This window comes from Pandoraea aquatica (assembly GCF_902459565.1).
Lineage (GTDB): Bacteria > Pseudomonadota > Gammaproteobacteria > Burkholderiales > Burkholderiaceae > Pandoraea > Pandoraea aquatica.
This window is the reverse complement of the sequence record NZ_CABPSN010000010.1, coordinates 48605-72069: the sequence shown is the minus strand read 5'-3', so window position 1 is coordinate 72069 and position 23465 is coordinate 48605. Positions and strand designations below refer to the sequence as shown.

Here is a 23465-nt window from a genome sequence, read left to right as displayed (position 1 = left end):
CTGAAATCTCTTCCGCCCATAAAATCGCTCGAAGCAAAACCATTTTTTTTGAACCATGGATCCGATCAACGACGAAGAAAATCCCGACTCCGGTTACCAACTTGACCCAAACGAACCGCTCGTTTTGCTATTGGGGTGGGTAGATCACGAAGGTATTCTCAGTTCGTTAAAAGCGACCGGACGTCAATACAAAAAGAAACTCGTTGATTCATCCCCTCAAAATTGGTCAACTATCGCCGATTTATTTGATCAATTCACTGTATCCGCCGTAGTTGGAAAATTGCCAGCGCACGTGCTTCACCTGATTGTTCTCGAACAGTATCGCGGGGTCCGAGACCGACTTTTTTCAGCCATCGGCTCGGTTCGAAATCAAATTTTCTTGTACGAAGACATTTTCACGGGCAAACAATCCGACAGCTCCAACGCGGAGTATTTCTCGTACCCAGATCCAGCTGTCATAGATGAGGCTCTTGCATTCCTGAAGTCGCATAATGTGGAAGTGATTCCATACGCTCGGAAAGCCGAAGTTACAGTTCTCGCCGACGCGTTTTTAGACGAAACTGACCGGAATCTTATCTTTCGCCTCTATGTCCCCATCGGACGCATATGGTCCGGTGAGGCTGATCGATTTCTGCAACTTTTCCAAGATTACCTTGTACGCGTAGAACGCCTGCAGGTTCGTCTCGATCAAAAGAGAACAGAGCACGGTGTCGTGTACGAATTTCACGGGCATCCTCCAGAGGGGCAACGAAGTCTTGTGTCGGAGTTCGGAGACTTCTCCGAACTAATGAGGCTGTTCCAGTCAGATGTTGAAGCGGCGGCTGCTGAGGTGGCATCGAAAGGAGCGAGCGCCCAAGAAATCGAAAGGATCGTCACGCGGTACGCCAAGGAGGCTAGGCGCCTACAACTCGACCTCAGGCATGAGGCGGAGGCCAAGAGCGTCGCTATTCGGCACCGTCTCGAATCGGAACTAATGGACTTGGATCCCTCTCCGAAAGAATGGATTGAAATTTCTAAGCTTGTGACGCAATCTATCCCGTCTATGAGCGAAGCGATCATCGGTGATCCACTCTATCTCGGCCGCCCGACGCAGCCGCTCGGCCCGTCCACGACGAATATCACCTACAACCTGCGGCCGCAATTCATTAGCTCTGTAAGCAGTGTGATAGCGGAGGAGATAAATGGAAATCAGCACTTCGAGCCAGAGCATCACAGGTTACTTGAACTTGCTAGCCAGCACGGGGGCTCTCGGGCCAAAGAGCTTGAAACAGCGGTCTACGAAGTAGCGGACAAGGGCGTCGAAAAAGTTGACCGGCTGAAGGCAAAACAGAAGCTTACTGCCTTCTTGATTGAACTTGGAAAGAAGACCGGCGACTTAGCCTTTGGTGTACTGCAATCCTATATCGAAAAGCAACTCGGACTTTGACGAGGGAGAGGCTCTCGCGTTGTTTCGACTCGAAATGGAACGACCGCGTTCTGGGAAGGTGGGAGACCGTTCTGGGTCGGAAATGGACGCTTGAACGCGGCAAGACCAACGAGTAAGAAAAAGCATGCAACGTAGCCGACTCCTCAAGAATGAATACTTGCGAACAACCATTCAGCATCGAATTTAGTCAATGGCTCCGGCGTGCGCTGGAACGCGGGGTGCCCATGTCCGTGAGGGCGTTTGCCTTTAATCTTTTCGAGCTAACCAATATTGACAACGCAAAGTTTGGAGTCGAAATAGTTGGAGCTGGCAAGTTCGATCAGACCGACTCAGACTGGGCTTGCAACGAGGTGTGGGAACCTATCGACCGTGTGCTCCGAATTCCCATCATTTTTTCTGGCGATGCTTGGGACGATTGTCTCTTGGCCATCCGTTCCCTTCTTCGGACGTTGTTGGAGATCGACGACGACATGACTCGCGTGCTGAAATCGCGCGAGGGCGTTGGCATTGGTTTCGTTGATGGGGATTTGCACATCGTTTGGTGTCGCTAACGCCACGGAAAAATTCGAGGAAAACCGAAAAATTAGGATGCCGAGCGCAATGACCTCACTCGCGTAAGTCGCAAAGCAGGCGAGCGAGCACTACGAGTCGGAAGCTTTGGGTTGAATGTCAGAAACTGGAGTACAATATCTGACAAAATGGAGCTCCTCGATGACTAAGCTACCCGAAACCATTCGCCTGCACGCCAGCTCGCTTTCTGAGGGCGACGTGCTTTCGCCTAAAGAATTCCTGCATTTGGGGAGTCGTGCGGCTATCGATCAGGCGTTTTCGCGTCTGACGAAATCTGGTGAGCTTCTGCGGGTGGCCCGTGGGGTGTACGTTTCGCCGATTTCGAGCAGGTTTGGAACCCGTCCGCCCTCCCCCGAAAAGGTTGTACGAGCATTCGCGGAAAAATCGGGCGAAATCGTGGTGTCTCATGGCGCAAATTCGGCAAATGCCCTCGGACTTACACAGCAGGTCCCGACTCGCGAGGTATTTCTTTCGTCTGGGCGGAGCCGAAAATTTCGGCTCGGACGGTCGGTGGTAGCAATAAAGCATGCACCTCAATGGATGCTTGCACTGGGAAGCGGACCGGCGGGAGACGCAGTACGCGCTCTCGCGTGGATGGGCCAATCTCACGTGACCAAGTCGTTAAGCGCGCTTCATAAGCGATTGTCGGCCGACGATTGGAATACGCTCACATCCGCACGCGCGGTTCTTCCATCATGGATGGCGAAGGCAATAGGACAGGAGTCGTTGCGTGGCTGAGTATTACTTTGATCTCAGCACAGACGAACAGTACGAAGCATTAGCTTTTTCCAGCGCACAAACAGGCAGGCCCACTCATCTGCTGGAAAAGGACGTATGGGTTGTGTGGGTCTTGCGCGCGTTGTTCACTTCTGCGTTGGCGACGGATCTCACGTTCAAGGGCGGAACGTCCCTATCCAAGGCGTACAAACTCATTGATCGCTTTTCCGAAGACGTTGATCTCACGTATGACATCCGCCGCTTGATTCCGGATCTAGTCCCGGAGGGCGTGTCGCTTCCATCAAGCCGCAGCCAGTCCAGCAAATGGACAACCGCCGTCCGGCACGCGCTTCCTACCTGGATCAACGAACAAGTGCTCCCCGTTATCAGCGACGGCCTCGCCCGCGAAGGACTCGACGCAACAGTCGGGCTTGCCGAAGACGACATGGACACCGTTTTGCTCAGTTACCCTGCGCTTGCAAGCGGCACGGGGTATGTCGCTCCAGTCGTCAGACTGGAATTCGGCGGACGAGCAACTGGTGAGCCTCACACCGAAATGTCCGTGCAATGCTACATGGACAGGGTTTTGGATGGCGTTTCATTCCCTGATGCGAGGCCGCTCGTGATGAATCTGTCCCGGACGTTCTGGGAAAAAGCGACCGCCGCTCATGTCTTTTGCGCGCAAGGACGAATCCGAGGTGAGCGCTATGCGCGCCACTGGCACGACTTGATGTCGATTGCCGCCAGCAATCAATTCGATGAAGTTCTAGCGGACATGGGTGTCGCGTCGATGGTGGCTGATCACAAGTCTTGTTTCTTCATCGAGAAAGACGCCAACGGAAACATCATCGACTATCGACACGCCGTGTCAGGAGGCCTGCGAATCGTACCTGACGGGGCTGCGAAGGACGCGCTTGCGAGGGACTACAGCGCCATGATTGAAGACGACGTTCTGGTCGAGAGCAACGTGGCGTTCGACGAGTTGATGCTTAGATGCGGGGCCATTCAAGACATTCTGAATCGCACCGCTGCGGACACATACGCAGCCTGAGTAAAAAAAGCGCTTCGAGAAGACGGCCGAAAACTTTGCGTAACCTCAATACTGGAACGCAAATAGCGCTTGCGGGGGAAATATCCTTACCTTCGCCTAAGACCATTCCGAATTCCTGCCCATCACACATAATTTGCCGCCCGCGTTCTTGTTGCATGCGAGTGGTCTCTGTAAGCTTATCCTCGTCACGCCCCAAACGTGGCCGGGCTTAGCGGCCCGATTGATCTGTCCGGGCACACAGCCGCAACGCATCGCGGCTTCGTGTGCGGTCTCATGCATGCCCGCGAAAACCAACGGGCAGGCCTGGGCTGGGACACCTCCGGGTGTGCCGCCCAATCCGACTGATCAGCGGTCCGCTAACCCAGTCCAGTGCCTGCCCACCCCCTCTCGTCTAACGAGGGGCAGGAATGAAACGGTTAGCATGAGGACACAGCATGACCTCTCTCGTATCTACTCCTGTCGCAGTTCGCGATTCCCTCGACAAGCTGCACTGCCTCTCCGAACGACTCGTCGCGCTTTGCATGGTCGCGGCCAATCAAGAAAGTGCGGAAGCCATTCCCTCGGAATTCGCCAGCGCATACTTCGAGCAGTTGGGCGACCTCGCAGACGAGGTTCTCGATGTAACGCAGCAATTAGATGACGATCTGAGTTTTGCAGGAAACGCACCGCTCCTGCTTTCTTGAAGTCGTTACGCTTCACTACGTACTTGATGCCTCTCATTGCGAGAGGCATTTTGCATTCTGCGCCCCTAAATGCAGCACGATGCGATGCCGACCCACGAGCCCGACAACAACCGAATAGCAGTCTCGAAGGCCCGCGATATCTCTAACCGGCAGTTTGCCGGGAGCCGATGAACGATCTTGCTGTTTTCCTTAGCGGCTCAACCGCGTAGAACGCTGATGGGTTTGCAGCACCACACAGCGTTCGCCGTACACCTTCCAACGTAAAGCGACGACATCAAGTAGAACAACTGCCAGTCGCCCCCAATACCGAATCGGCATAGCACACCGCAACGCGATGATGGGGACGCTTTCATGAAACGTTATCGCGGCTTGCGCCGCTGCATCCAACGGTTTAGAACCTTGGCTGCGACTACCCAGCCTTCCGACGATTGCTTAAGTCCCGAGCCGTTTGCTCCAGCGCGGGCGAGATATGCCCACTCGCTTCGTCCGTACGTCCCGTAACTAACCAGAACGCGAACTGCGGCCAGATCAGGCCAATTGCCTCAATCATCTCAGATGTCGGGCGCTGGAGATCACGGGCAACGTTCTGCCATCGCTTCGACGGAATGCCCGTGAAGCCCTCCATTTCTCGCCAACATCGGTCAGGGGCGGTGACGTGCTCGATGAGCTCGCAGATACGCTCACGCATATCGGAATTTCCCCAAATACGTTCCAGACATCGATACCTATACTTTAGGCGTGTCTAATTTCTAGGCATCGGTAGTGCAGGTGATTTGCCTACCGTTCACTGCAAGCGGAGACCTTATGACCAGCAAGCAAAAGCTCATCATCATCGACGTCACGCGACTCGAAGGCATCTCTAGCAAGACTGGCCGTCCATACGATATGCGCACCGCACAGTGCGTGCTCTACCAATCGACGAGCGAAGGCGATCAGGCCGTAGTTGGCCGCGTCATGCTGCCCGACGGTCTCAAAGAAACGACCAAAGGCGAATACCTCGCGGAATTCGCCTTCACCCAGTCGATGGATGGTCACTTGGTTCCGCGCATTGTAGCGCTGCACCCCTACGCAAGTAATACGCGCGCCACCGCTTCCAGCAAACCGACCGCCTGACGGCGTCCACGTTTCACTGCGTCATCTAGACGCGCTCCTCGTTTCAAACATCCGGCCCCCCGCCGCATTTTTCATATGGTCACCGCTATACAGCCGTGATCGATATTGGGGGTTGCGATGTTCCAGCAGTTATCACTCAGCCTGCTCGGCGGCTCATGCCCAGCACGCCCTAAGTCGAGGCGTGCGCCACGCGTACATCCGACGCCTTGTCGGCCGTGGTGCCAGATGCGCCTCAAGTTACCACTGCGTCGTTTGATCAAGGTTGGAAAGGGCTTCATCTGGACGCGTCCAGATGGCGTTCAGTTTGTGTGCAAGTCCTTGCGCTCGCTAGTCGCCCGAATCAGGAACTACGACGGGCGTTTGCTTCCGAAGTGGATTCGCTTGGCGAAGCACCAACAACGCACATGCGGGACGCAAGCATGACAGACCACGGCATCCGTGTGCTGGCTTGCAAGCCCTCCCGTCCATTCATTGCAGCAACTGCAATTGACCGTGAGCTCTGCCCGCCACAAGACGGACAGCAGTTCACCGTGGTCTCGGTCGATCCGAAGACCGCTCTTATCAACTCGCCCGTCACGTCACTTGATACCGCCCAACTGGCGGGCTTCTGGGCACTGGCATTCACAACCGTCGTCGGACTGTGGTTCGTGAGTGCCCATGTGGGCGCACTGCTCGGCTTTATCCGCCGAGGGTGAGCCAGCGCGCCGGGCGCCTCCCGGCATTTCAACTTGAGGAAACACCTATGAAGAAAGCACTTCAACACCTCCGCTCGACCAGTGCACGAGCAACCATCGGCGTCGCACTTGCTACTGCATCTTGCTTTGCTAACGCTGCGGGAGAGGCCTCTGGCCCGGACCTTTCCGCACTGACGTCGGGTATCAGTATGGGTTCGACATCCACTGCAATCCTTGCCGTCGCATTGGCACTGGCCACGGTGTACGGCACGCTGCGCGGAGCGAAGATCGTCCTCTCCGTGATCAAGGGGTAAGCACCACGTGAGGCCGAGCGTCCTAGCACGCGTGTCGGACGCTCGGCCGTGAATTGCTGCGCATTGCATCACTAGCAAGGGACACCGCCAAACAACATGCCGTCGCAAGAACTGTGGGATCTGGCTTTCTTCATTTGGGGAATCGTATGCGGATGGGCAGTCGTACAAGGTTTGAGGGGATGACGATGAAGCGAACGTTAGTCGCACTCGCTCTCCTGACGCTTCTTTCGCAGCAACCCGCCGCAGCGCAAGCGCTTCCTGTTGCCAACTTCGCGATGAATCGCGCAATAGCCGGTGTCATCACGCGTATTGCCGCATCTCGAGGTTTTGCGGCCAACGATGCTCGCGTCATCGCCACTCTGGAAACCATCTCCGCAAACAGCACGGCACTTAATGTGGTCTCGACGGCCGCCGGTGTTGGTATGTCGCTCGCAGGTGCTCCGGTCTGGTTAACGATCCTCGTGGGACTCGGCATCGGTGGCATGGGCACTCAGTTGATTGCGACACTGGGGGCCTCCGAAGTCGCCATCGGGCAGACATACGATGGTTCCATCGCAGTGGTAAGCAAGGTTCCTCAGAAAAACCCCGTCACGTTGCCGCCTTACTCTGGAGTTGAAACCTCCCCCACTGGCGAACCGCTTTTCGAGCGCCTGAGACGCCTCGGCGCACACGTCTATCGGACGCCCGGATGCTCGCCAGAGCGCACACAGGTCGCGTGCCACCAATTCCCGCTAGCCCCGTCGGTGTCCACCGGTATCTCTGTCGAGTATTCAGAGCACGCCATCCGCATCCCGCTTAACTCAATCGCAGAGCTAGAAGAACTGCGGACGCGTTGGGAGTTCGGCCCAGGCGATCCAGACCCGCAGTTGCGAATCATCGAGACATTTGACGCCGATGGCGAATTCGCGGGCTTCGCTGAACGCATGTGGACCAACAAGCATCTCTTTTGCCGGAACGCTCCGCCCTCCTGCCTCGAAAAATACGAGTGGGTCACGCTAAAGCTCAATCCGGATGTGTTCCGCATTACCCGCGACGCTTTTCACGGATTGAATCGGGTCAGGATGGCGAAGGTGTATCCCGATCTGGATGCGGCAGTTGCGGACATGAACAGCAGCATCCTGAAAATGCCGATCAGCCCCAAGACGCTTGCCGAGATCATCGATGAGTCTTGGCAGCAGGCAGCGGAAACGGCCAACTACGTGGGGCTGCCCTACCGGGACACGGAGCCAGTCACTGAGGAAGAGGTTGAAATCTGGATTAAGCAGAATCCGCGCAAGGTTCCATACATCGGAGATGTGATCGAACCCGCCAATCCGCCGGGCGATAAGAAAGTACCGATATCACCGCGCATCCGACCAAGACAAGATCCGACCCCACAGATAGACCCGGAAACCGATCCGCAAGTACGGCCTAAGCCCGTGACAGAACCGAATCCGGACAAGGCGAAAGATCCCGACGAAGCGACAGATCCAAGCAAGAACCGCGATAAGAACACCGACGGCGTGCAGGACGTCAACGTCATCAATCGTCCAACTGTCGACATCGGCAATCGGGTCAAAGTCGAAGTCGAGTTGGGTGATGTGCCAGAAGTCGCTCCGCCGAAACTGGAAGAACCGCCCACCGCACAAATGATTCTCGACCCATTGGTCGGCCTCACGTCCGATTTCAACTCATGGACGATGCCGTCACACGGCGGAAGCTGCCCGCGCACGACCATCAATGTCTTCGATCACTCGATCCCAATCGACGCGCACTGTGAAATCGCGGAGCGCATCGGACCACAACTCCGCCAGGTCATGCTTGCTGCGTTCGCAATCATGGCGCTTCTGATTATTTTGTCTGCCTGAGATCGCCATGCCGCTATTCACCATCATCGGCTTCGCGCTGAACGCCCTGCTCGGCTTCATGTTCCGCTCGTCGGTTGTGAAGTGGGCAACCTTCTTCGCGCTCTGGTACGTCGTCACCGAACTCGTCGCGGCCATCAAGTCGAGCAGCTTCTTCCCGAAGGTCTCCACGCTCAACGAGGCTTTCGCTGGCATCCCTGATGGCGTCTGGTACTGGCTTGATCTGTTCGCCGTCTCGGAAGGCGTTCCGATGGTCATTAGCGCCGTCGCAGCACGGTTCCTCATTCGGCGGCTGCCGATCATCGGGTAAGCGCTATGGCAATCAACGCGTACACCGGCCTGATGGGGTCAGGGAAAAGCTATGAAGTAGTCAGCAGCGTCATCGTGCCCGCCGTATTGGCTGGTCGCCGTGTCGTGACCAACATTGACGGAATCGACGCAGACGCTATTCGCGCTTACTGCTTGGACGTCAAGAAAGCGGACCCGGAAAGCTTGGGGCCTGTGATTCCGATTTCGAATTCGGACGTTCTCAAAGCTGACTTCTTCCCCGACGAGACGAGGCCCGACGTTGAGTCGCTCGTCAAGGCGGGCGATCTGGTGGCAATCGATGAAGCGTGGGAGTTCTGGTCTGTCTCGCACAAGATCAGCCCGGAACATATGCGCTTCTTCCGGCTGCACCGGCATTATGCACATCCCGAAACCGGGCAAACCTGCGATGTGGCGCTGATGATCCAGTCCATTACGGATCTCCATCGGCAACTGCGCTCAGTGATTGAGGTCACGTTCGTCACGAAGAAGCTCAAAGAGTTGGGACTGGGCAATCGCTATCGTCTTGAGATGTTTGGTGGTAGCAGGCTCACGAAGGCTGCGCGACTGGGCAGCAGCACGATGACGTACGACAAGGCGGTCTTCCCGCTGTATCAATCCTATGCAGGCGGCAAAGGGAAAGAGCGCGCGATAGATGCTCGTCAGAACATGCTTCGAAACCCAAAGCTATGGATGACGGCCGCCTTCTTCCTGTGCTGCTGGATCGGCATCGGCGTATTTCTTTGGCGGTTCTTTCATCCGAAAACGGAGGAGCCGCCTACCAGCGCGGCTAGCCCGGATGCAACCCCATCTGCCCCGGCAGGTATGCCGTTGGAGTACACACCCCGCCTACCATCGTTCAGCGAGCGATGGAGGGTCGCGGGACAGTATTCGGTCGCAGGCAGGCGCTACGTCGTGCTCAGCGACAACACTGGTCGTCTGCGCGTCGAATCTCCATTGGTGTTCCGCAATAGCGGCGTTGCGGTCATGGGCGAAGTCGATGGCCAAGTGGTCACAACGTGGTCCGGTCAGAAGCCCTCGTCTCGCCTGTTTGGAGAGACGCAATGAAACCGATCATCGTCACCGCTTTACTGTTTGGCGCTGCTCAGACATTCGCTGACGAACTTCGTATCGTGCCCGCACCCATCGACTACCGAGGGCCAGCGCTTCACGATGACGGTCCAGAGGTCTGGGACAACGTCGAGCGCCGCCCGCCCCTGTCGGAGGGAGTTAGGAAGACACAAACGCTCAGCCGCACCAACCGCGCGTCAGCCGGGGATTTTGATTTTCAGTTCGTCAATGTCGGGCAGCTCGTCTCGCTGCTGTACGGCGAAGTCATCAAGACGCCCTACGTCATTGCTCCGGACGTCCTCAATGACCAGCGAACGGTCTCGGTCAGATTCGATGCAAAGCGTGGAAACGTGCGCCAGTTCCTCGCTGCCATCCTGGACTCTCTCGGATTCGGGATCGAACAACGACAGGGCATCGACTTCGTATCGAAGCGATCAAGCGTCGACGACTTGGCAGAGCGTCGAGCCACTTACGTTTATCGCCCTCAGTACCGCGATACCTCCTATCTCGCGAACCTTGTCAGGCCGGTATTTCGAGGCCAGTTCACGATGAACCGTGAAGTGACCGCGCCGCCTGACAGTCGAGCAGGCGGCAACATTCCCGATGGGTCCGCAGCAATGCTCATCGATCAGAAGGGCGACACGCTCGTCTTCCGTGGAACGCGGGCCGAGATCGTCACGCTCCAAGACTTGCTTCCCCAGGTCGATACGCCGGTGGGTGAGGTCGCGGTGCGCGCTACCGCGTATGAAGTCACACAATCGACAGAGCATGGCTCTGCGTTCCAGCTTGCCTTGGATTTGTTATCGCAAGGCTTGGGGCTGTCGATCCAAATGAGCGGAGAGAAGCTCAGCAATTCCGTTCGGATTCGAGCCGGAGACGTTGATACGGTGTTTTCTGCCCTATCGAAAGACACGCGGTTTCAGGTCATTAACAGCCCGAATCTGCGCATTCGCTCCGGCGCACGCGGCAAGCTGACCGTGGGGCAAAAGGTGCCTGTACTCAAGTCCGTCTCCTACCCTCGTGGCGGCGGCGAACCGGTTCAATCGGTGGAATACCACTCGTCCGGGGTCATCTTCGAGCTAAGACCGACGATAAAGGACTGCGTCATTGATCTGCACGTCTCGCAGCAAATCAGCGACTTCGTGAAGACGACAACGGGCGTCAACAAGTCACCAACGCTGAACACGCGAGAAGTGAGCACGGAAATCAGCACTCAGGACGGTGACGTCATCCTGATTGGCGGGCTAACGACCAACAAGGCATCCGACAACACCTCGGGCCTAGCTTTCCTGCCCCGATTTCTCGACAGCCGCTCCGACACATCCTCAAACACGGAAATCCTCCTTGTCCTCCAGGTGGAGCGCGTCAGACCGTCTAGCGTCGGGAGTGTCGGCGCTGATGCCGAAGCCTTGGCGCACGGGCGTGACTGCAACGTCCGGGCCGTTAACGCGCGACTCAGCGCGGCTCGCGCGACCGAGCAGCGGGTGGCACCACTTCTGCCAGCCGAAGCGCTTCCGCCGACCACACACCGCCTCATTGAAGACCGCCCTTCCGCCCTCGCCGGCAACGTGGCGGTGCGTGATGAAGACGGGACGATTCGCGCGACCGCCGCCGCCCGCAGGGTCGAGGACGGCGGGGGCGCGCGAAGCGCGCCCTAAATTTATATCCGTAACACTCAACGTCAAAGGAGGTAACAGGGCCTACGCAACCAAGACACGAGCACATCTAAGTCCGGACGAAAAAAAGCCCCGGCAGAAATACACCGGGGCCAAGACTTTCTCCGCAATGACACATGACAGAGGAGGATCTGCCATGCAGGAACCAATTTTAGGGAACGATGCCGCCTTCCGGAGGGAGTGGCTTGTAAGAGGACGGAATTTTGGAGGGGGTCAGGTGGAGGTCACAGTCACCCGATTCGACCGCTACATCGGCGCTCAGGCGCTTCACGCGATGCCAAGAGCCAAGCGCGGTGAATCTGAAAATTCGGAAGATAACCAAATGGCGTCGGCCCAACGGGCCAAGCGGCAGGTCAGATTGCGTTGTAAGGCAATCGGTGCGGATCGCATGATTACGGTGACGTACCGAGAGAACATGCAGGACAAGGAGCGCCTCAAGCGCCACTTTGATGCGCTACGCCGCCGCTTGAACAAGATTCAGGACTTCCAGTACGTCGCGGTCCCAGAACGTCAAAAGCGGGGTGCGTGGCATCTGCACATCGCGGTGAAGGGCAGACAGAACTACCGCGTACTGCGTGCAATTTGGATATCAATCGTTGGCGAAGACAATGGCAACGTGAATGTACGGAATCCATTTCGGCGCAACGGTCAGCAGCACAAACTAGCGGCCTACCTCGGCAAGTACCTGACCAAAGACTTCGCAGAACACAAGATGAACGAAAAGCGCTATTGGTCGAGTCGCGGCATCACGATCCCCGAGCGACACCCCATCGACCACATCTTGAGCGACGACCCAGTGAAGGCCATCGTGACGGCGTTTGAAGCAGCTCAAGAGGCTGGCGCGAGGTTAGACAACTGCCAGGCATTTTGGAATCAGGAGCTCGGGTGCTTCTGGCTGGCCACACAGGAAAATTGACATGAGCTTACTTACACGCGCCTACATCCTCGAACGATACGGAGTACGACTCGGGGTCTCCCAGCTTTCGCAACTACTGTGCGTGGCAGAGGGAACAATCCGCAATCAGATTAGTGCCGATATTTTTCCCGTTCCAACATATGTGGAAGGGGGTAGACGCTTTGCCTCGTACGAGGCCATCGCAAACTATCTCGACTCCATTGCTAAAGACGCGAATATCCGCTGTAGCGCTTGAGAGACTGAAGGGGCTATCGGAATCCATTCCACTCATTCGGATAGCCCTTTCTTAATGAAATAACCGACGAAGCAGAAAGTGCAGAAGCACATCCCCCCCTATCAAAAGAAGGGGGATAGTCATTACGCGCTTTCCAAACAGCGGCTTGCGATACGGGACCTGATGTCACCCAATCGCCCCAAAAAATTTTCGTGCCAACCAAAAATAATTGGTTACCATATCGCATTGTCGAACCAACCACTGGCCACGCACGATGCTCCCAAAAACAAAAAATATAATTTTGAAAGAGTACGATCAGAAATCTGCGCTATATGCCGCATACGGGCAAAAATTGAGCGAACTCGTTCAAGAGTTACTCAATGACTCAAAAGTTGCGTTTCACTCAGTCTCATTTAGAAAAAAAGAAAGACTTAGCTTAAGCAACAAACTTAATAAACCAGGTGCGACGTATGAGAGACTTTCCGATATTACTGATATTTGCGGACTTCGCGTCATCACATACTTCGAAGATGATGTAAAGAAGGTTTCTAAAATATTCTCTTCCGAACTTGAAATTGACGAAGCAAACTCCAGCGACAAATCAGAATCCCTGGACCCCGACAGGTTCGGATATCTTTCCGTTCACTTCGTAGTATCAAACGGTCAAGAGAGAAATAAACTCACGGAATACAAGAGATTCGACGGCATCAAGGCAGAGATTCAAGTTCGCTCTATTTTGCAACACGCTTGGGCTGAAATTGAACATGACCTTGGATATAAATCCCGCGATGGCATTCCCAAAACAGTTCGTCGTCGATTCTCAAGGCTCGCAGGCCTCCTCGAACTGGCCGACCAAGAGTTCCGAACCATTCGGGAAGAGTTGACCTCGTATTCCAGTGAGGTTCTAGGAAGTATCAAGAGAGCACCGGCAGACGTTGATCTCAATGCCATTTCATTGAGAGCATTGGTTGACAGCAATGAACTTGTGAAGCGCATCGACCAAGCCATTGCTGACGCCGGAAATTGCGTAATAGATGAAATTGACACAGACGACTTTGGAAAAGAGGCCGCGAGATTAGAATTTTTTGGCATGACAACCATTGATGACGTAACCAATGCCCTTTCTACCAATGAAGCATCTATTGTAGAATTTGCTCGACTCTGGTTAACTCGAAATGACGATCAGAGCGGCGGATCATTTAGCCCAGGAATATGCCTATTCTACCTCTCATACACTCTAGCTCTTGCAACTCACAACACTGAAACATTACAAGATTACGTCAGCATTTTTATTGGAAACGCAGGACAAATGGATGTCAACAAAATCACATCAGAACTACAGTCCACATATCTAAAAATGTCATAAATCAAAAATCACGTCGCATCTTCGAGCAAGATGCCATCTCGGTCATTTTCCCCAACACATCAAGACGCCCCTCTCTTAGCGATCAACGCAACGAATCTTTTTGAACGGAAGAAGCTTACCTTTCTCCGCAAGATCCTCAGGCTGAAGGTTTGTATAACGCTTTAAATGTCGCCAATCCTTGTGGCCGGTAACACCGGCTACCTCGGCAATCCCCCAACCGGCTTCAAATAGCGCACTTGTTGCTTCGTGGCGAAGATCGTGTAGGCGCAGGTCGCGAATGCCTTTGTCGTCGCACGCCATCTTGAAATACTTGCTGGCCGTCTGGGGCGAAAACGGAAAGATGCGCTGCTCGCCGACAGCCTTAGGCTGCCGCTTGATCACATCCAGCGACGTCCCGATCAGCGGCACCCACTCATGATTCCCAACCTTGTTGCGAGGATCCTTGCGATCACGTACAAGCACCATCCGGTTGATCTCATCCAGATCACGCCATTCGATACGGAAAATCTCGCCACGCCGAAATCCTGATTGCCCATTGATCTCAATCACATCAGCCAGCGGCAAAGTGTGTTCCGGATGCTCCCTATCCCACGCCATAATCCTCGCGATCTCGTCAGCTGTCGGACGACGCTCCCGCTTCCCCGCAGCGCCGATCAACCTCAGGTGATGAAGCATTGGCCGAGCCTTGCCGATCACGTCCGGCAAGTCGAAGTCCAAAAAACTCGCCGTATGCCGCAGCACCGTCCCGAGCTTCGAGATATCCATATTCACGGTCGCCGCCCCTGCCCCGGCCCTATGCCGAGCCTGAGCGAACTTCACAAGCGTCTTCGGCGTGAGTTCAGCTATCGTGACCCCGTTGAAGTGCTCCGCTAGCTGCTTAAGCGTGTAATCCTCAGTCGACTTCGCCCTCACCGGACGCTTCGATTCCTCACGCAAAATCCGGTAGTGCGTAATGATCGCGGGCACCAGCGTCTTGGCGGACACCTTGTCCAGATTCCGGCCCTCATCAACCGCTACCTCAATTTCGCGCGCCCATGTTGAGGCCTGCGCCTTTGTCCGAAACGTTTTTGATATACTCTTGCCCTCGCGTCGGACCTGAGCGCGCCAACGCGTTCCTATCTGCACAATCGATGCCACTGTCGCCCTCCTTGCTGTAGCAAAAGTGTAGCAACGGCGACGTGAAACAGCAGGTTGCGGAGTGATCTGGAGTGATACTGTAGGGGTGTCACTACCGCCCGGAAAGCCCCGTGGAATAAGGCGATGCCTTTGATTTCAAAGGACGTCTCGCCAGTGGATAGAATCCAGTCTCTCCCTGTAGTTCAATGGATAGAACGAGTGCCTCCTAAGCGCTAGATACAGGTTCGATTCCTGTCGGGGGGACCAATTTTGCGTCCCGCGTTTCATCAGATTTAGCAAAAAGCCCCGTCCGGCGTTCGTCGGACGGGGCTTTTTGCTTTCACAAGAATTGCAGCACTAACGCGTCAATAAGGCGCGCCCGACTTCTTTTCCAGCGACGGCCACTGAATGAAGGCGAACACCCAAATCATGATGATGTTGAGGAGCGGCACAAAAGCGACCAACACCCACCAGGGCGAGAATCCCGCGCGGCGAATAATGCGCGCATAGGGATACAGGAAAATCAGCGTGAACAGCAACACAATCAACCAATGCCAGATGCCTAGGTGGTCCATAACTCTCCTCGTCTATTAGCGTCGTGGAACTGCTGTTAATGCCGCACATTGTCTCGCACAACATTTGCTGCGTGAGGCCATTTTGTCATCCATTTCGCTCGTAACATCCAACACCAATTCGGCAATCGAATTGTCATGATTCCATAAGAAATCATGCCTCGACGCCTCCACCGCACACCAGAAATTCATCTTATAGTGGTTTTCCCTTAATCCTTACCTAAGACCCGCGAAAGCAGTGCCTTAATCCATTCGTAATCCCCACTATTTTTGATAGGGGATACGCACTTTACGCCCGTGCTAGCATGCGGCGCGGAATGTTCTTACGGAGCATTTCAGCATAGGAGTCCTACCGTAAATCGATTTCACTCCTGCTTTTTTGGACTCCTGGCATTAGGCGGCGTCACCGACTGGGCCAAATCCGTTGCAAAAGCGGGTGCGGCAGCGCCGCCAATTTCCAGAACAACATTCTAAAGAACTAGGAAAATGGCACACCATCTCGTAAAAATCACCGGCCTGCTGCTTGCAGCCGGCATCATGGCGGGTTGCTCGACCATGAACCAGGGGAGCAGCAGCGCCAAAACGGCCGCCACCGGATCCGCCGGGGGCGCGAACTCCGAAAACGCTAACCAGACGCTCGAAAAATGCGATCGCCCGCTGGGCACCATGGCGGTCATTGAAGACACCTCCGCCCCTTGGTACGGCGTGCTGACCGGTCAGTACAAGCTCGGCTCGACCGTGCCTGTGCTCAAGCTGCTCGTCCAACAGTCGAACTGCTTCGTGATCGTCGATCGCGGCCGCGGCATGAACACGATCATGGGCGAACGCGCCCTGCAAGAGTCCGGCGAACTGCGCAACAAGTCGAACTTCGGCAAGGGCAAGATGGTCTCCGCCGACTACGCACTGAGCCCGTCGATCACCTTCACGAACAATAACGCCGGCGGTGCCGGTGCCAGCATCGCCGGCCTTCTGCCGGGCGGCATCGGTGCAGCCATCGGCGCACTCGCCGGCAGCATGAACTCGAAAGAAGCCAGCACCATGCTGACCGTCATCGACAACCGCTCCAGCGTGCAGATCGCCGCCGCTGAAGGCAGCGCCACCGCCATGGACTTCGGCGCCCTCGGCCGTATCGTCGGCAGCTCGGCCGGCGGCTCGCTCGGCGGCTACTCGAACACCGCCGAAGGCAAGGTCATCGTGGCCGCGTTCACCGACTCGTATAACAACGTCGTGCGCGCCGTGAAGAACTACAAGCAACAAACCGTCGCCGGTGGCCTCGGCACGGGCGGTCAACTCACCGTCCAGGACGACGACGCACCCGCTCCGACCAAGAAGACCGTCCGCAAGAAGAAGTAATCACGCTTGTGCGATTGACCACCCCTCAAACCTGTCTTTTCGGCAGGTTTGAGGGACAGTCTTATGTTCGCCAGCCCGCGTCTCCGGACTCATCTCCTCGACGCTTGCCACCTCGGCGCTCGCTAGCGCCCTATTGCATCGCCACACCCAAGCTGGCGCGTCCTACTCCCCCGAAGTGCTCCGCCCGGTTCCACCCGCCTCAAATCTCAAATATTTTGCCGTCCAGCAAACGGATTGGCCCCGTCGGCAAAGGCAATCGCCTATCTGCCAATCCCCGCTCCACTATCATTCCGCACGTGCCCTCCCCCCAAAGTGCCTACGTTGCTGCCTAAGTTTTGGCCTGTGCCATCGCTTGCGTATGACCCAAGCCATTTGCAAAGCCGTTAGCTGAGCAATACCTAAGCATTTCATTAGCAAGACCCAGGTGTTTCGTAGGTGTTGCGTCGCCGCGCTCGCCGCCCGACCGCGCAATCCCGCTATTCCTTGTCCTTTCTCGATGCCAGGATTCGTATGACGAAGCCTTCGCAGCGCGCTGTCCCGCTTACGACACCCAACGCCGGCGACGCCCCCACCGCCAACGTCATCGCCCACGCCTGGGCTCAAGTGGGTGCTGCGCTCAGCCCACATCCGGACTGCCCGCTGCCCAACTGGACCGGTGGCGGCGATACGCTCCATCAGCATCTTTTAGTTATCGGCAACGAGCACGACAGCGATCTGGTCAGCCAGCTCAGGCATCTGGAAGTCGCGTCCGCACGCTTCGGAAAAGTCGGCTTTGTCGGCCCGGCGAACATACGGCGTCTGATCGAATGGTCGATGGGAGAGCGCGTCGTCGTCCTTTCGCGTATGCCGCGCGACGTCTCAGACTGGGATCTGCGCTGCCCGCTCAGCTCGCTGGCCCGCACACTAGGTCCGCAAGCTGCTCATGCCCACGCCGGACGTCCGTTCCTGCGTGTATCGGCCGTCCCCGCGCGGCATTGGCGCGACCGGCTGGCAGCCGCCGCACAACACGGCTTCTGCGTGGGGTTTGCTGGGCTGAATGCGCTCGACAGTATCGGACTGACGGGGACGTCACTGAACGCCTCGCGCCTGACGTCGCTTGCACCGCTTCTGCGCGTGCCGGGTGTTTCCTGGGTACCGCTGGGTCAGGAAGGGGATGGGGTATTCGACGCTGTGCCGCCGGAATCGGTCGACTGGATCGACTGGCGCACGGACTGCGACGATCTGGCCGATGAGGCATCGCTCATCGACAACCTCGATCTGGTGATCGCGCTGGATGCCGGACACGCCCATCTGGCCGAAGGCCTTGGGGTGCCGGTGTGGTATCTGGGTGCGACACGAACAGCGCTATCGGGATCAGCGCGTCATGACGATCGTTTTGATCGTTACGACACGCATTTCAGCCCGGAAAGTCTGAGTCATCCCGCCGACACGGACGGGTTCCGAGCGCTGCCCGTCTCGCACGACTGGCCCGGCAAAGTGGACACCGCCGCGAAAGCGCTACTCGCGATGGCCACCGAGTTTCAGGGCTGGACCCGCTGATTCGTCAGCGGGGCGACGGCGCCGTCTAAATGCGTCTCGTCGCCTGACCCTCAGCAAGCCTCAACAGGGCGAACGCTAGACGTTAGGCCGCCCAGCGGTCACCGACCTGTGCCGTCTTGACCCACTCCATGAACGCTGCGGCTTCCGGGGTATCCGCCGGCGCCGACCAATCGGCGTAATCCGCTTCGACGAACGGACGATACGGACCGTGCTTCACCTCGAAGATCACCGCCCCCGGATCGAGCGACAGCACCGTGTGGTGTGTCTTGATCGGGCTTTCGATCACACTCGTGTCCTCGCCGAGCACCTTGCGGTCGATCACGACGCCATCCGCATCGAACGTCAGCACGACAAAGCGACCGCGCAGCGCCGTCAGCAACTCCCACGTATGGTGATGCAGGTGCGGACGAATGTACGTCGAAGGCTCCATCGCAATCGCCAGTCGCTGGATCGAATCGTCGAGCGACTCGTGCAGGTTCTGATTCATGCGCGCACGGGGCGATTGCGTGGCTTGTTCGGTCAGCGCGTCGAGCGCGGCAAAAGTCAACGTTTTCATCAGCTTATTGTGGGGAATGAGGGGATGTTCGCGGCGCGATGCGGCCGTTGCGATGCACAAGAGTGTAGCAAACCGGCTCACTTCGCCTGCCCATAAAAAAACCCGCCGTTTGGCGGGTTTTTCGACTTCGCACTGCATTGCGCCTGAACGGCGCAACGGCGTGCTTAGTACATCTTCTTCTTCAGCGTTTGGCTGCGCAGACGCTTACGCAGACGGGCCACGGCAGCAGCCTTCTTGCGCTTGCGTTCAGCCGTCGGCTTTTCGTAAGCAGCGCGTGCCTTGACTTCCTTGATCAGGCCCGTGCCGTCGATAGCGCGGCGGAAACGACGCAGTGCAACTTCAACGGGTTCACCGTCTTTGATAACGATCTTGGTCATGCAATATCTCGAATAGTGTTTCGGCCCCGAAGAGCCGTAAATTTGATTTACCGCGCAAAGACACCATTCCCCGCCCTGCCGGAGATTCCCCCTGCCAGGCGCGACGAACGGACTTGCTACGGACTGCACTACACCACATCCGGCGGGACCGCGACTCACCTCCTCTGCGATCTCCCGATTGGCAATCGATACCTGGTATCGCGCCTTCCAGACTGGCTGAACGGTTGATTGATGGCGAAGCGGCATGCTCATCGTTCGTCAGTGAGCCCCACTTCCCGCAATGCCCATAATTTGGACAAGGTCGTGATTATACACAGAAAGGACGTCAGATGCACACGTTTTGACGTTCCTCTACGTACGACGGGCCCCGCCAGCGTGCTGGAGGGGCCCGTCACCGGTAGGAAACGGCATCAGATGCCCGTCCCCCTCAGTCGGGTTTTGCACCGCCGGACGGCGTCGAACGCCGCCCGAATGCAAGCAAAAACCTGCTTAGAACTTGTGACGCACGCCTGCGATCACGGCGATCTGCGACTGTGCGCCGGTGCCCGTCGGGCCACCCACGTTGTCGATCGCGGCAACCACAGCGTCACCCGTAGCGCGCTGGTACACGCCGTTCAGGTACGTCTCGGTGCGCTTGCTGAACGAATAGGTCGTGCCGGCATTGACCTGGAACCAGCGCGGCTTCGTGCCCTTGCTGATACCCGACAGTGCCGTCGCGCCGCTCACGCTGCCATCGCTGTAGACGAACGCCAGACCGGCCAGCAGACGCGGCGTGAACTGGTACTTGCCGTTCAGTTCGAAGGTGTTCACACGAATCGACGATTGATTGACGTAGTTCACCTTGGCATAGCTGTACACGAAGCCAACCGTTGCCGCCTGGATCGCATACGAAACACCCGCCGCAGCGATGTCGTGCTTGTCGACGGCACTCGTGTAGAAGATGTCCGTGGCGCTCGAATAGTCGTTCGAGACCGCGCCGTTGGCATTGCCCGTGCCCGGGCTGGACAGGTGCATGTAGGCGAGCGCTGCCGTCAGCGGACCGTTGGCATAGCCAGCGCCGATGCTGAACGCGTTATTGTTCGAGAAGCCCGTGCCGCCGCCGGTGTTCGGCTGATTGCTGAAGCCGTACAGTGCGCCGAACGAGAAGCCGCTGTAGTTCGCGCTCGTGTACTTGATCGAGTTGCTGACGCGGAACGAGTTGTACAGGTTGTCGATGTCGCCGATGTGCGCGCCGTACTGCGTGGCCCACTGCTTGGCCGACGTGATCGGGCTCACGAAGTCGACCACGGAGTCGTACTGACGACCGATCGAGACCGTGCCTGCCTGTGCGCTTTGCAGACCCACATAGGCCTGACGACCGAACATGCGGCTGTTTTGCAGCATCGTGCCGTTCATCAGGTTAAAACCGTTCTCCAGCACGAACACGGCCTTCAGACCGCCGCCCAGATCTTCCGTGCCCTTCAGGCCCCAACGGTTGCCCTGACCAATGCCGCTCACGGCCTGGAAGTTGTGTGCACCCTTGGCGTTCAGACCGGTGGCGACGTTGTTGACGTAAGCAACGCCCGCGTCGATCACACCGTACAGCGTGACGTTCGTGCTGCTCTGGGCCATTGCCGGAGCGGCAACGGCGAAGCTGGCAGCAGCCAGGGCCGTGAGTTGGAAGCGCTTCATCTTTATCCTCTTTGATAGTGGTCTTATATTTTTTGGCCCGCCGGTGCGGGCGTCCACTGTCAATGTCGGCTGCCTCGATCTGTGCGACGAGGATGCTGCAACCGCATATGCAATGGAGTACTCACCAAATGACACGCGGTGCTTTCCATATGAAGGAAAAGCACCGCGGGTCGTTTGCAAGCGGATGCATTCTGACACGGTAGCGACACAATTCGCACGTAAGTGGTGCAATCGCAACACATGAAATAACAAACATATGCGACGTGTGCCACGAAGGTTTCGGACACCGTGATATGTCCCATCATGGTCCGGCGATATCCACCCAACCACGATTCAACGATGCAATGAAAAACGGCGCATCACCCGTAGGCATGCGCCGTTTTCGCCATCGCTTTCGCCGCACGAGCGGCGCGAAATTAGCGAGCGGGGGCTTTAGATGCAGCCGTCGCCGCACGCTTGCGAGCCGCTGCCGCCACACCGCTGGCCACCGGCTTCGCAACACCGTTCGCCGCCGTTGCGGTGCCATTCACCGGCTTCGCTGCGACGGCCGATTTTGCGGGTGCTTTGGCTTTCGGGGTGTCTGCCTTCGCCGCCTTGGCGGGTTTGACCGACTTCGGTGCGCCCTTTTCAGCCACCTTCTCTACCTTGGTGACCTTCACCGGCTTGGCCGGTTTTGCAGGTTTCGACGCCTTGGGGGCCTTCGCGGCTTTATCAACTTTCGTGACCTTCGCAACCTTTCCCGCACTCGCACCCGCGGCAGCGCCCGCGGGCTTCGCCGCCGTCTTCGGCGCAGCCTTTGCAGCCGCAGCCAGTTCAAGGTCGATGGTGTGTTTGAGGCCTGCGATGACGGGGGCGGCCAGATCGTCGGCAAAGTGATCGAACCAGCGCTTGGCCTGCAACAGCTTCTTTCCGCCGAGACGCCGCTTATGATCTTCGTCGCTGGCGAGCACCTTCGCTGAGAGCCGCGCGCGGCCCTTCGAGAGGCGTTCGAGAACGGTGATGATGGTGAACCCGCGATGCGACGTCTTCTGCTCTGCAGACATACTGGCCTCCTGATGTTCCCGCCGTGCGGCGAGCCCGGATTGGATCGAAGCCACGATCTGAATCACGTGGATGCGCCCGATCCTACCACGCCGCAATGTCCGTGCCAGCAGGCATACGGCTCAGAGGCCCCTTTATATGTGCGGTCGGCGCAACCTCTGGCGGCTCCGGTGACAGAGGCACGCGAGAAATCATGCTTACCACCCACACTTACCCACGCTCAGCTACGCGCCCCCTTAAGACGTTGGAGTTCATCACCAAACTCGTGGATCAGGAAATCGACCAGAAGCCGAATCCGGGGTGGCACGGGGTTTCCGGGCGCAAATACGACGTAGAGATCGATGCGCTGCATCGGGTGCGACGGGAGCAAGCGGACCAGCCGTCCCGACGCGACGTCCTCCTCGACGTCCCACGCCGCCTCGCAGGAAATACCCTCGCCCGCCAGCGCCCACTCGCGCAACATCGCCCCATCGGCACTGGCCAATGCACCGGTGACCTCAACGTCCGATAGTCCTTCTTCCTGCATAAATCGCCACGTCCCCCGAACCCGATTCCGCCGGAACAATCGCAGGCAATTGTGAGCGCTCAGTGCTTCCGGGGTTGCCGGAGCACCATGCCGATCAAGGTAAGACGGTGCAGCCACCAGCAGCATCTCCGACGATGCGACTTTGCGGGCGACCATGCCTTCATCGCCCGGCAAGCCGAAACGCAGCACGACGTCACAGCCGTCGAGCATGTTTTCGACGCCTGCGTCAGATAGAAACAATGTGATTTCAAGGCCGGGGTGGAGGCGTGCAAATTGCGCCAGCAACGTCGATAGCCGTCGACGTCCCAGATCCGACGGCGCACTGACCCGCAAGAGACCGCGAGCAACCGTGCCCCGCGAAGACACTTCGGACTCGACATCGCGAACCGACTCCAGAATCGCCACCGCGCGCTCGTACAGCAACAACCCTTCGTCAGTGAGATTGAATCGCCGCGTGCTGCGATTCGCCAGACAAACGCCCAGGCGCGTTTCCAGTTGCCTCAGACGTCGGCTCACCGCCGCAGGCGAGGAACGCAACGCAACAGCAGCGCGCGAAATGCCACCGCTCTCCACAATCGCCTGAAAAAGCGCCAGTTCAGAAATCGAGTCCAAGGCCGTCTCCCGTCGGATGGCATTGCCACAGGCTAACCGCGTATTTATCGGAAAGGATGCTAGCACCGAAGGCTCTATATTTCCACTTATCGGAAATAAGCCATGCAAATCCATAGGTTTCGGTGGCATCACGAGCGATTCAATATGACGCCTCGGCTTGG

The 23465-nt window shown here is 57.1% G+C and carries 23 protein-coding genes and 1 tRNA gene; 17 read left to right on the top strand and 7 right to left on the bottom strand.

Annotation, left to right across the window (positions count from 1 at the left end; all coding sequences use genetic code 11):
* Window positions 1-55 precede the first annotated feature (55 nt).
* From PAQ31011_RS23955 to PAQ31011_RS23880, 14 genes are all read left to right on the top strand, one after another.
* A complete protein-coding gene (locus tag PAQ31011_RS23955) occupies window positions 56-1426 on the top strand; it encodes a hypothetical protein (protein ID WP_150578168.1) in 1371 nt (456 codons plus the stop codon).
* Window positions 1427-1575: 149 nt separating this feature from the next.
* On the top strand, window positions 1576-1977 hold the full coding sequence (locus tag PAQ31011_RS23950; protein ID WP_150578167.1) for a hypothetical protein: 402 nt from the start codon (window positions 1576-1578) through the stop codon (window positions 1975-1977).
* Window positions 1978-2092: 115 nt separating this feature from the next.
* A complete protein-coding gene (locus tag PAQ31011_RS26805; RefSeq protein WP_425495138.1) occupies window positions 2093-2734 on the top strand; it encodes a DUF6088 family protein in 642 nt (213 codons plus the stop codon).
* Window positions 2727-3764 carry a nucleotidyl transferase AbiEii/AbiGii toxin family protein gene (locus tag PAQ31011_RS23940; RefSeq protein WP_150578165.1) on the top strand — a complete coding sequence of 346 codons (1038 nt, stop codon included), beginning with the start codon at window positions 2727-2729 and terminating at the stop codon, window positions 3762-3764. The genes PAQ31011_RS26805 and PAQ31011_RS23940 overlap by 8 nt, the downstream gene beginning before the upstream one ends.
* Before the next feature lie 434 nt (window positions 3765-4198).
* Window positions 4199-4447 carry a hypothetical protein gene (locus tag PAQ31011_RS23935; protein WP_150578164.1) on the top strand — a complete coding sequence of 83 codons (249 nt, stop codon included), beginning with the start codon at window positions 4199-4201 and terminating at the stop codon, window positions 4445-4447.
* 804 nt (window positions 4448-5251) lie between these two features.
* Entirely contained in the window at window positions 5252-5560 is a 309-nt protein-coding gene (locus tag PAQ31011_RS23930) for a cellulose synthase (RefSeq protein ID WP_150578163.1), read from the top strand.
* Between the two features lie 419 nt (window positions 5561-5979).
* The gene (locus tag PAQ31011_RS23920; RefSeq protein ID WP_150578161.1) at window positions 5980-6255 is read left to right on the top strand and encodes a hypothetical protein; all 276 of its coding nucleotides are present in this window, start codon (window positions 5980-5982) and stop codon (window positions 6253-6255) included.
* Window positions 6256-6302: 47 nt separating this feature from the next.
* The gene (locus PAQ31011_RS23915; protein WP_150578160.1) at window positions 6303-6548 is read left to right on the top strand and encodes a hypothetical protein; all 246 of its coding nucleotides are present in this window, start codon (window positions 6303-6305) and stop codon (window positions 6546-6548) included.
* Window positions 6549-6733: 185 nt separating this feature from the next.
* Window positions 6734-8395, top strand: coding sequence for a hypothetical protein (locus tag PAQ31011_RS23910; protein ID WP_150578159.1), 1662 nt, complete (start codon window positions 6734-6736; stop codon window positions 8393-8395).
* A gap of 7 nt (window positions 8396-8402) precedes the next feature.
* Window positions 8403-8702 carry a DUF2523 family protein gene (locus PAQ31011_RS23905; RefSeq protein WP_150578158.1) on the top strand — a complete coding sequence of 100 codons (300 nt, stop codon included), beginning with the start codon at window positions 8403-8405 and terminating at the stop codon, window positions 8700-8702.
* A 5-nt stretch (window positions 8703-8707) separates the two neighbouring features.
* Complete coding sequence (locus PAQ31011_RS23900; protein WP_150578157.1) at window positions 8708-9766, top strand: zonular occludens toxin family protein; 1059 nt, start codon at window positions 8708-8710, stop codon at window positions 9764-9766.
* Complete coding sequence (locus PAQ31011_RS23895; protein WP_150578156.1) at window positions 9763-11427, top strand: type II secretion system protein GspD; 1665 nt, start codon at window positions 9763-9765, stop codon at window positions 11425-11427. The genes PAQ31011_RS23900 and PAQ31011_RS23895 overlap by 4 nt, the downstream gene beginning before the upstream one ends.
* A gap of 154 nt (window positions 11428-11581) precedes the next feature.
* Complete coding sequence (locus PAQ31011_RS23890; RefSeq protein WP_174990250.1) at window positions 11582-12361, top strand: rolling circle replication-associated protein; 780 nt, start codon at window positions 11582-11584, stop codon at window positions 12359-12361.
* Window positions 12362-12849: 488 nt separating this feature from the next.
* Window positions 12850-13941, top strand: a complete 1092-nt coding sequence (locus PAQ31011_RS23880; protein WP_150578154.1) for a GTP pyrophosphokinase — start codon at window positions 12850-12852, stop codon at window positions 13939-13941.
* Window positions 13942-14016: 75 nt separating this feature from the next.
* Here PAQ31011_RS23880 and PAQ31011_RS23875 read toward each other — a convergent pair whose 3' ends face one another.
* On the bottom strand, window positions 14017-15078 hold the full coding sequence (locus tag PAQ31011_RS23875; protein WP_150578153.1) for a site-specific integrase: 1062 nt from the start codon (window positions 15076-15078) through the stop codon (window positions 14017-14019).
* Between the two features lie 171 nt (window positions 15079-15249).
* On the opposite strand from PAQ31011_RS23875, the gene PAQ31011_RS23870 reads away from it, so the two are divergent.
* Window positions 15250-15324: transfer RNA gene (locus tag PAQ31011_RS23870), tRNA-Arg, on the top strand.
* A gap of 98 nt (window positions 15325-15422) precedes the next feature.
* On the opposite strand, the gene PAQ31011_RS23865 is transcribed toward PAQ31011_RS23870, so the two are convergent.
* The gene (locus tag PAQ31011_RS23865; protein ID WP_150578152.1) at window positions 15423-15632 is read right to left on the bottom strand and encodes a DUF805 domain-containing protein; all 210 of its coding nucleotides are present in this window, start codon (window positions 15630-15632) and stop codon (window positions 15423-15425) included.
* A gap of 483 nt (window positions 15633-16115) precedes the next feature.
* Here PAQ31011_RS23865 and PAQ31011_RS23860 point away from each other — a divergent pair, with 483 nt between their 5' ends.
* Together PAQ31011_RS23860 and PAQ31011_RS23855 are read left to right on the top strand one after the other, a co-directional pair.
* Window positions 16116-16982 carry a CsgG/HfaB family protein gene (locus tag PAQ31011_RS23860; protein ID WP_150578151.1) on the top strand — a complete coding sequence of 289 codons (867 nt, stop codon included), beginning with the start codon at window positions 16116-16118 and terminating at the stop codon, window positions 16980-16982.
* A 510-nt stretch (window positions 16983-17492) separates the two neighbouring features.
* Window positions 17493-18521: a glycosyltransferase family 9 protein gene (locus PAQ31011_RS23855; RefSeq protein WP_150578150.1), complete on the top strand. Its 1029-nt coding sequence runs from the start codon at window positions 17493-17495 to the stop codon at window positions 18519-18521.
* Between the two features lie 82 nt (window positions 18522-18603).
* Here the strand turns inward: PAQ31011_RS23855 and PAQ31011_RS23850 are convergent, their stop codons facing one another.
* The 5 genes from PAQ31011_RS23850 to PAQ31011_RS23830 form a co-directional block, all read right to left on the bottom strand.
* On the bottom strand, window positions 18604-19077 hold the full coding sequence (locus tag PAQ31011_RS23850) for a WbuC family cupin fold metalloprotein (RefSeq protein ID WP_150578149.1): 474 nt from the start codon (window positions 19075-19077) through the stop codon (window positions 18604-18606).
* A gap of 164 nt (window positions 19078-19241) precedes the next feature.
* On the bottom strand, window positions 19242-19454 hold the full coding sequence (gene rpsU, locus PAQ31011_RS23845) for a 30S ribosomal protein S21 (protein ID WP_010806331.1): 213 nt from the start codon (window positions 19452-19454) through the stop codon (window positions 19242-19244).
* 489 nt (window positions 19455-19943) lie between these two features.
* The gene (locus tag PAQ31011_RS23840; RefSeq protein WP_150578148.1) at window positions 19944-21125 is read right to left on the bottom strand and encodes a porin; all 1182 of its coding nucleotides are present in this window, start codon (window positions 21123-21125) and stop codon (window positions 19944-19946) included.
* A gap of 416 nt (window positions 21126-21541) precedes the next feature.
* Complete coding sequence (locus PAQ31011_RS23835) at window positions 21542-22168, bottom strand: hypothetical protein (protein ID WP_150578147.1); 627 nt, start codon at window positions 22166-22168, stop codon at window positions 21542-21544.
* A 218-nt stretch (window positions 22169-22386) separates the two neighbouring features.
* Complete coding sequence (locus tag PAQ31011_RS23830; protein ID WP_150578146.1) at window positions 22387-23418, bottom strand: LysR family transcriptional regulator; 1032 nt, start codon at window positions 23416-23418, stop codon at window positions 22387-22389.
* Window positions 23419-23465 lie beyond the last annotated feature (47 nt).

Coding starts and splice junctions, on each gene's coding strand:
- PAQ31011_RS23920 (WP_150578161.1), top strand. CDS start 5,980: ATGACAGACCACGGCATCCGTGTGCTGGCTTGCAAGCCCTCCCGTCCA.
- PAQ31011_RS23830 (WP_150578146.1), bottom strand. CDS start 23,418: ATGGATTTGCATGGCTTATTTCCGATAAGTGGAAATATAGAGCCTTCG.
- PAQ31011_RS23860 (WP_150578151.1), top strand. CDS start 16,116: ATGGCACACCATCTCGTAAAAATCACCGGCCTGCTGCTTGCAGCCGGC.
- PAQ31011_RS23900 (WP_150578157.1), top strand. CDS start 8,708: ATGGCAATCAACGCGTACACCGGCCTGATGGGGTCAGGGAAAAGCTAT.
- PAQ31011_RS26805 (WP_425495138.1), top strand. CDS start 2,093: ATGTCAGAAACTGGAGTACAATATCTGACAAAATGGAGCTCCTCGATG.
- PAQ31011_RS23835 (WP_150578147.1), bottom strand. CDS start 22,168: ATGTCTGCAGAGCAGAAGACGTCGCATCGCGGGTTCACCATCATCACC.
- PAQ31011_RS23865 (WP_150578152.1), bottom strand. CDS start 15,632: ATGGACCACCTAGGCATCTGGCATTGGTTGATTGTGTTGCTGTTCACG.
- PAQ31011_RS23950 (WP_150578167.1), top strand. CDS start 1,576: ATGAATACTTGCGAACAACCATTCAGCATCGAATTTAGTCAATGGCTC.
- PAQ31011_RS23930 (WP_150578163.1), top strand. CDS start 5,252: ATGACCAGCAAGCAAAAGCTCATCATCATCGACGTCACGCGACTCGAA.
- PAQ31011_RS23880 (WP_150578154.1), top strand. CDS start 12,850: ATGCTCCCAAAAACAAAAAATATAATTTTGAAAGAGTACGATCAGAAA.
- PAQ31011_RS23935 (WP_150578164.1), top strand. CDS start 4,199: ATGACCTCTCTCGTATCTACTCCTGTCGCAGTTCGCGATTCCCTCGAC.
- PAQ31011_RS23955 (WP_150578168.1), top strand. CDS start 56: ATGGATCCGATCAACGACGAAGAAAATCCCGACTCCGGTTACCAACTT.
- rpsU (WP_010806331.1), bottom strand. CDS start 19,454: ATGACCAAGATCGTTATCAAAGACGGTGAACCCGTTGAAGTTGCACTG.
- PAQ31011_RS23895 (WP_150578156.1), top strand. CDS start 9,763: ATGAAACCGATCATCGTCACCGCTTTACTGTTTGGCGCTGCTCAGACA.
- PAQ31011_RS23855 (WP_150578150.1), top strand. CDS start 17,493: ATGACGAAGCCTTCGCAGCGCGCTGTCCCGCTTACGACACCCAACGCC.
- PAQ31011_RS23850 (WP_150578149.1), bottom strand. CDS start 19,077: ATGAAAACGTTGACTTTTGCCGCGCTCGACGCGCTGACCGAACAAGCC.
- PAQ31011_RS23905 (WP_150578158.1), top strand. CDS start 8,403: ATGCCGCTATTCACCATCATCGGCTTCGCGCTGAACGCCCTGCTCGGC.
- PAQ31011_RS23915 (WP_150578160.1), top strand. CDS start 6,303: ATGAAGAAAGCACTTCAACACCTCCGCTCGACCAGTGCACGAGCAACC.
- PAQ31011_RS23840 (WP_150578148.1), bottom strand. CDS start 21,125: ATGAAGCGCTTCCAACTCACGGCCCTGGCTGCTGCCAGCTTCGCCGTT.
- PAQ31011_RS23890 (WP_174990250.1), top strand. CDS start 11,582: ATGCAGGAACCAATTTTAGGGAACGATGCCGCCTTCCGGAGGGAGTGG.
- PAQ31011_RS23910 (WP_150578159.1), top strand. CDS start 6,734: ATGAAGCGAACGTTAGTCGCACTCGCTCTCCTGACGCTTCTTTCGCAG.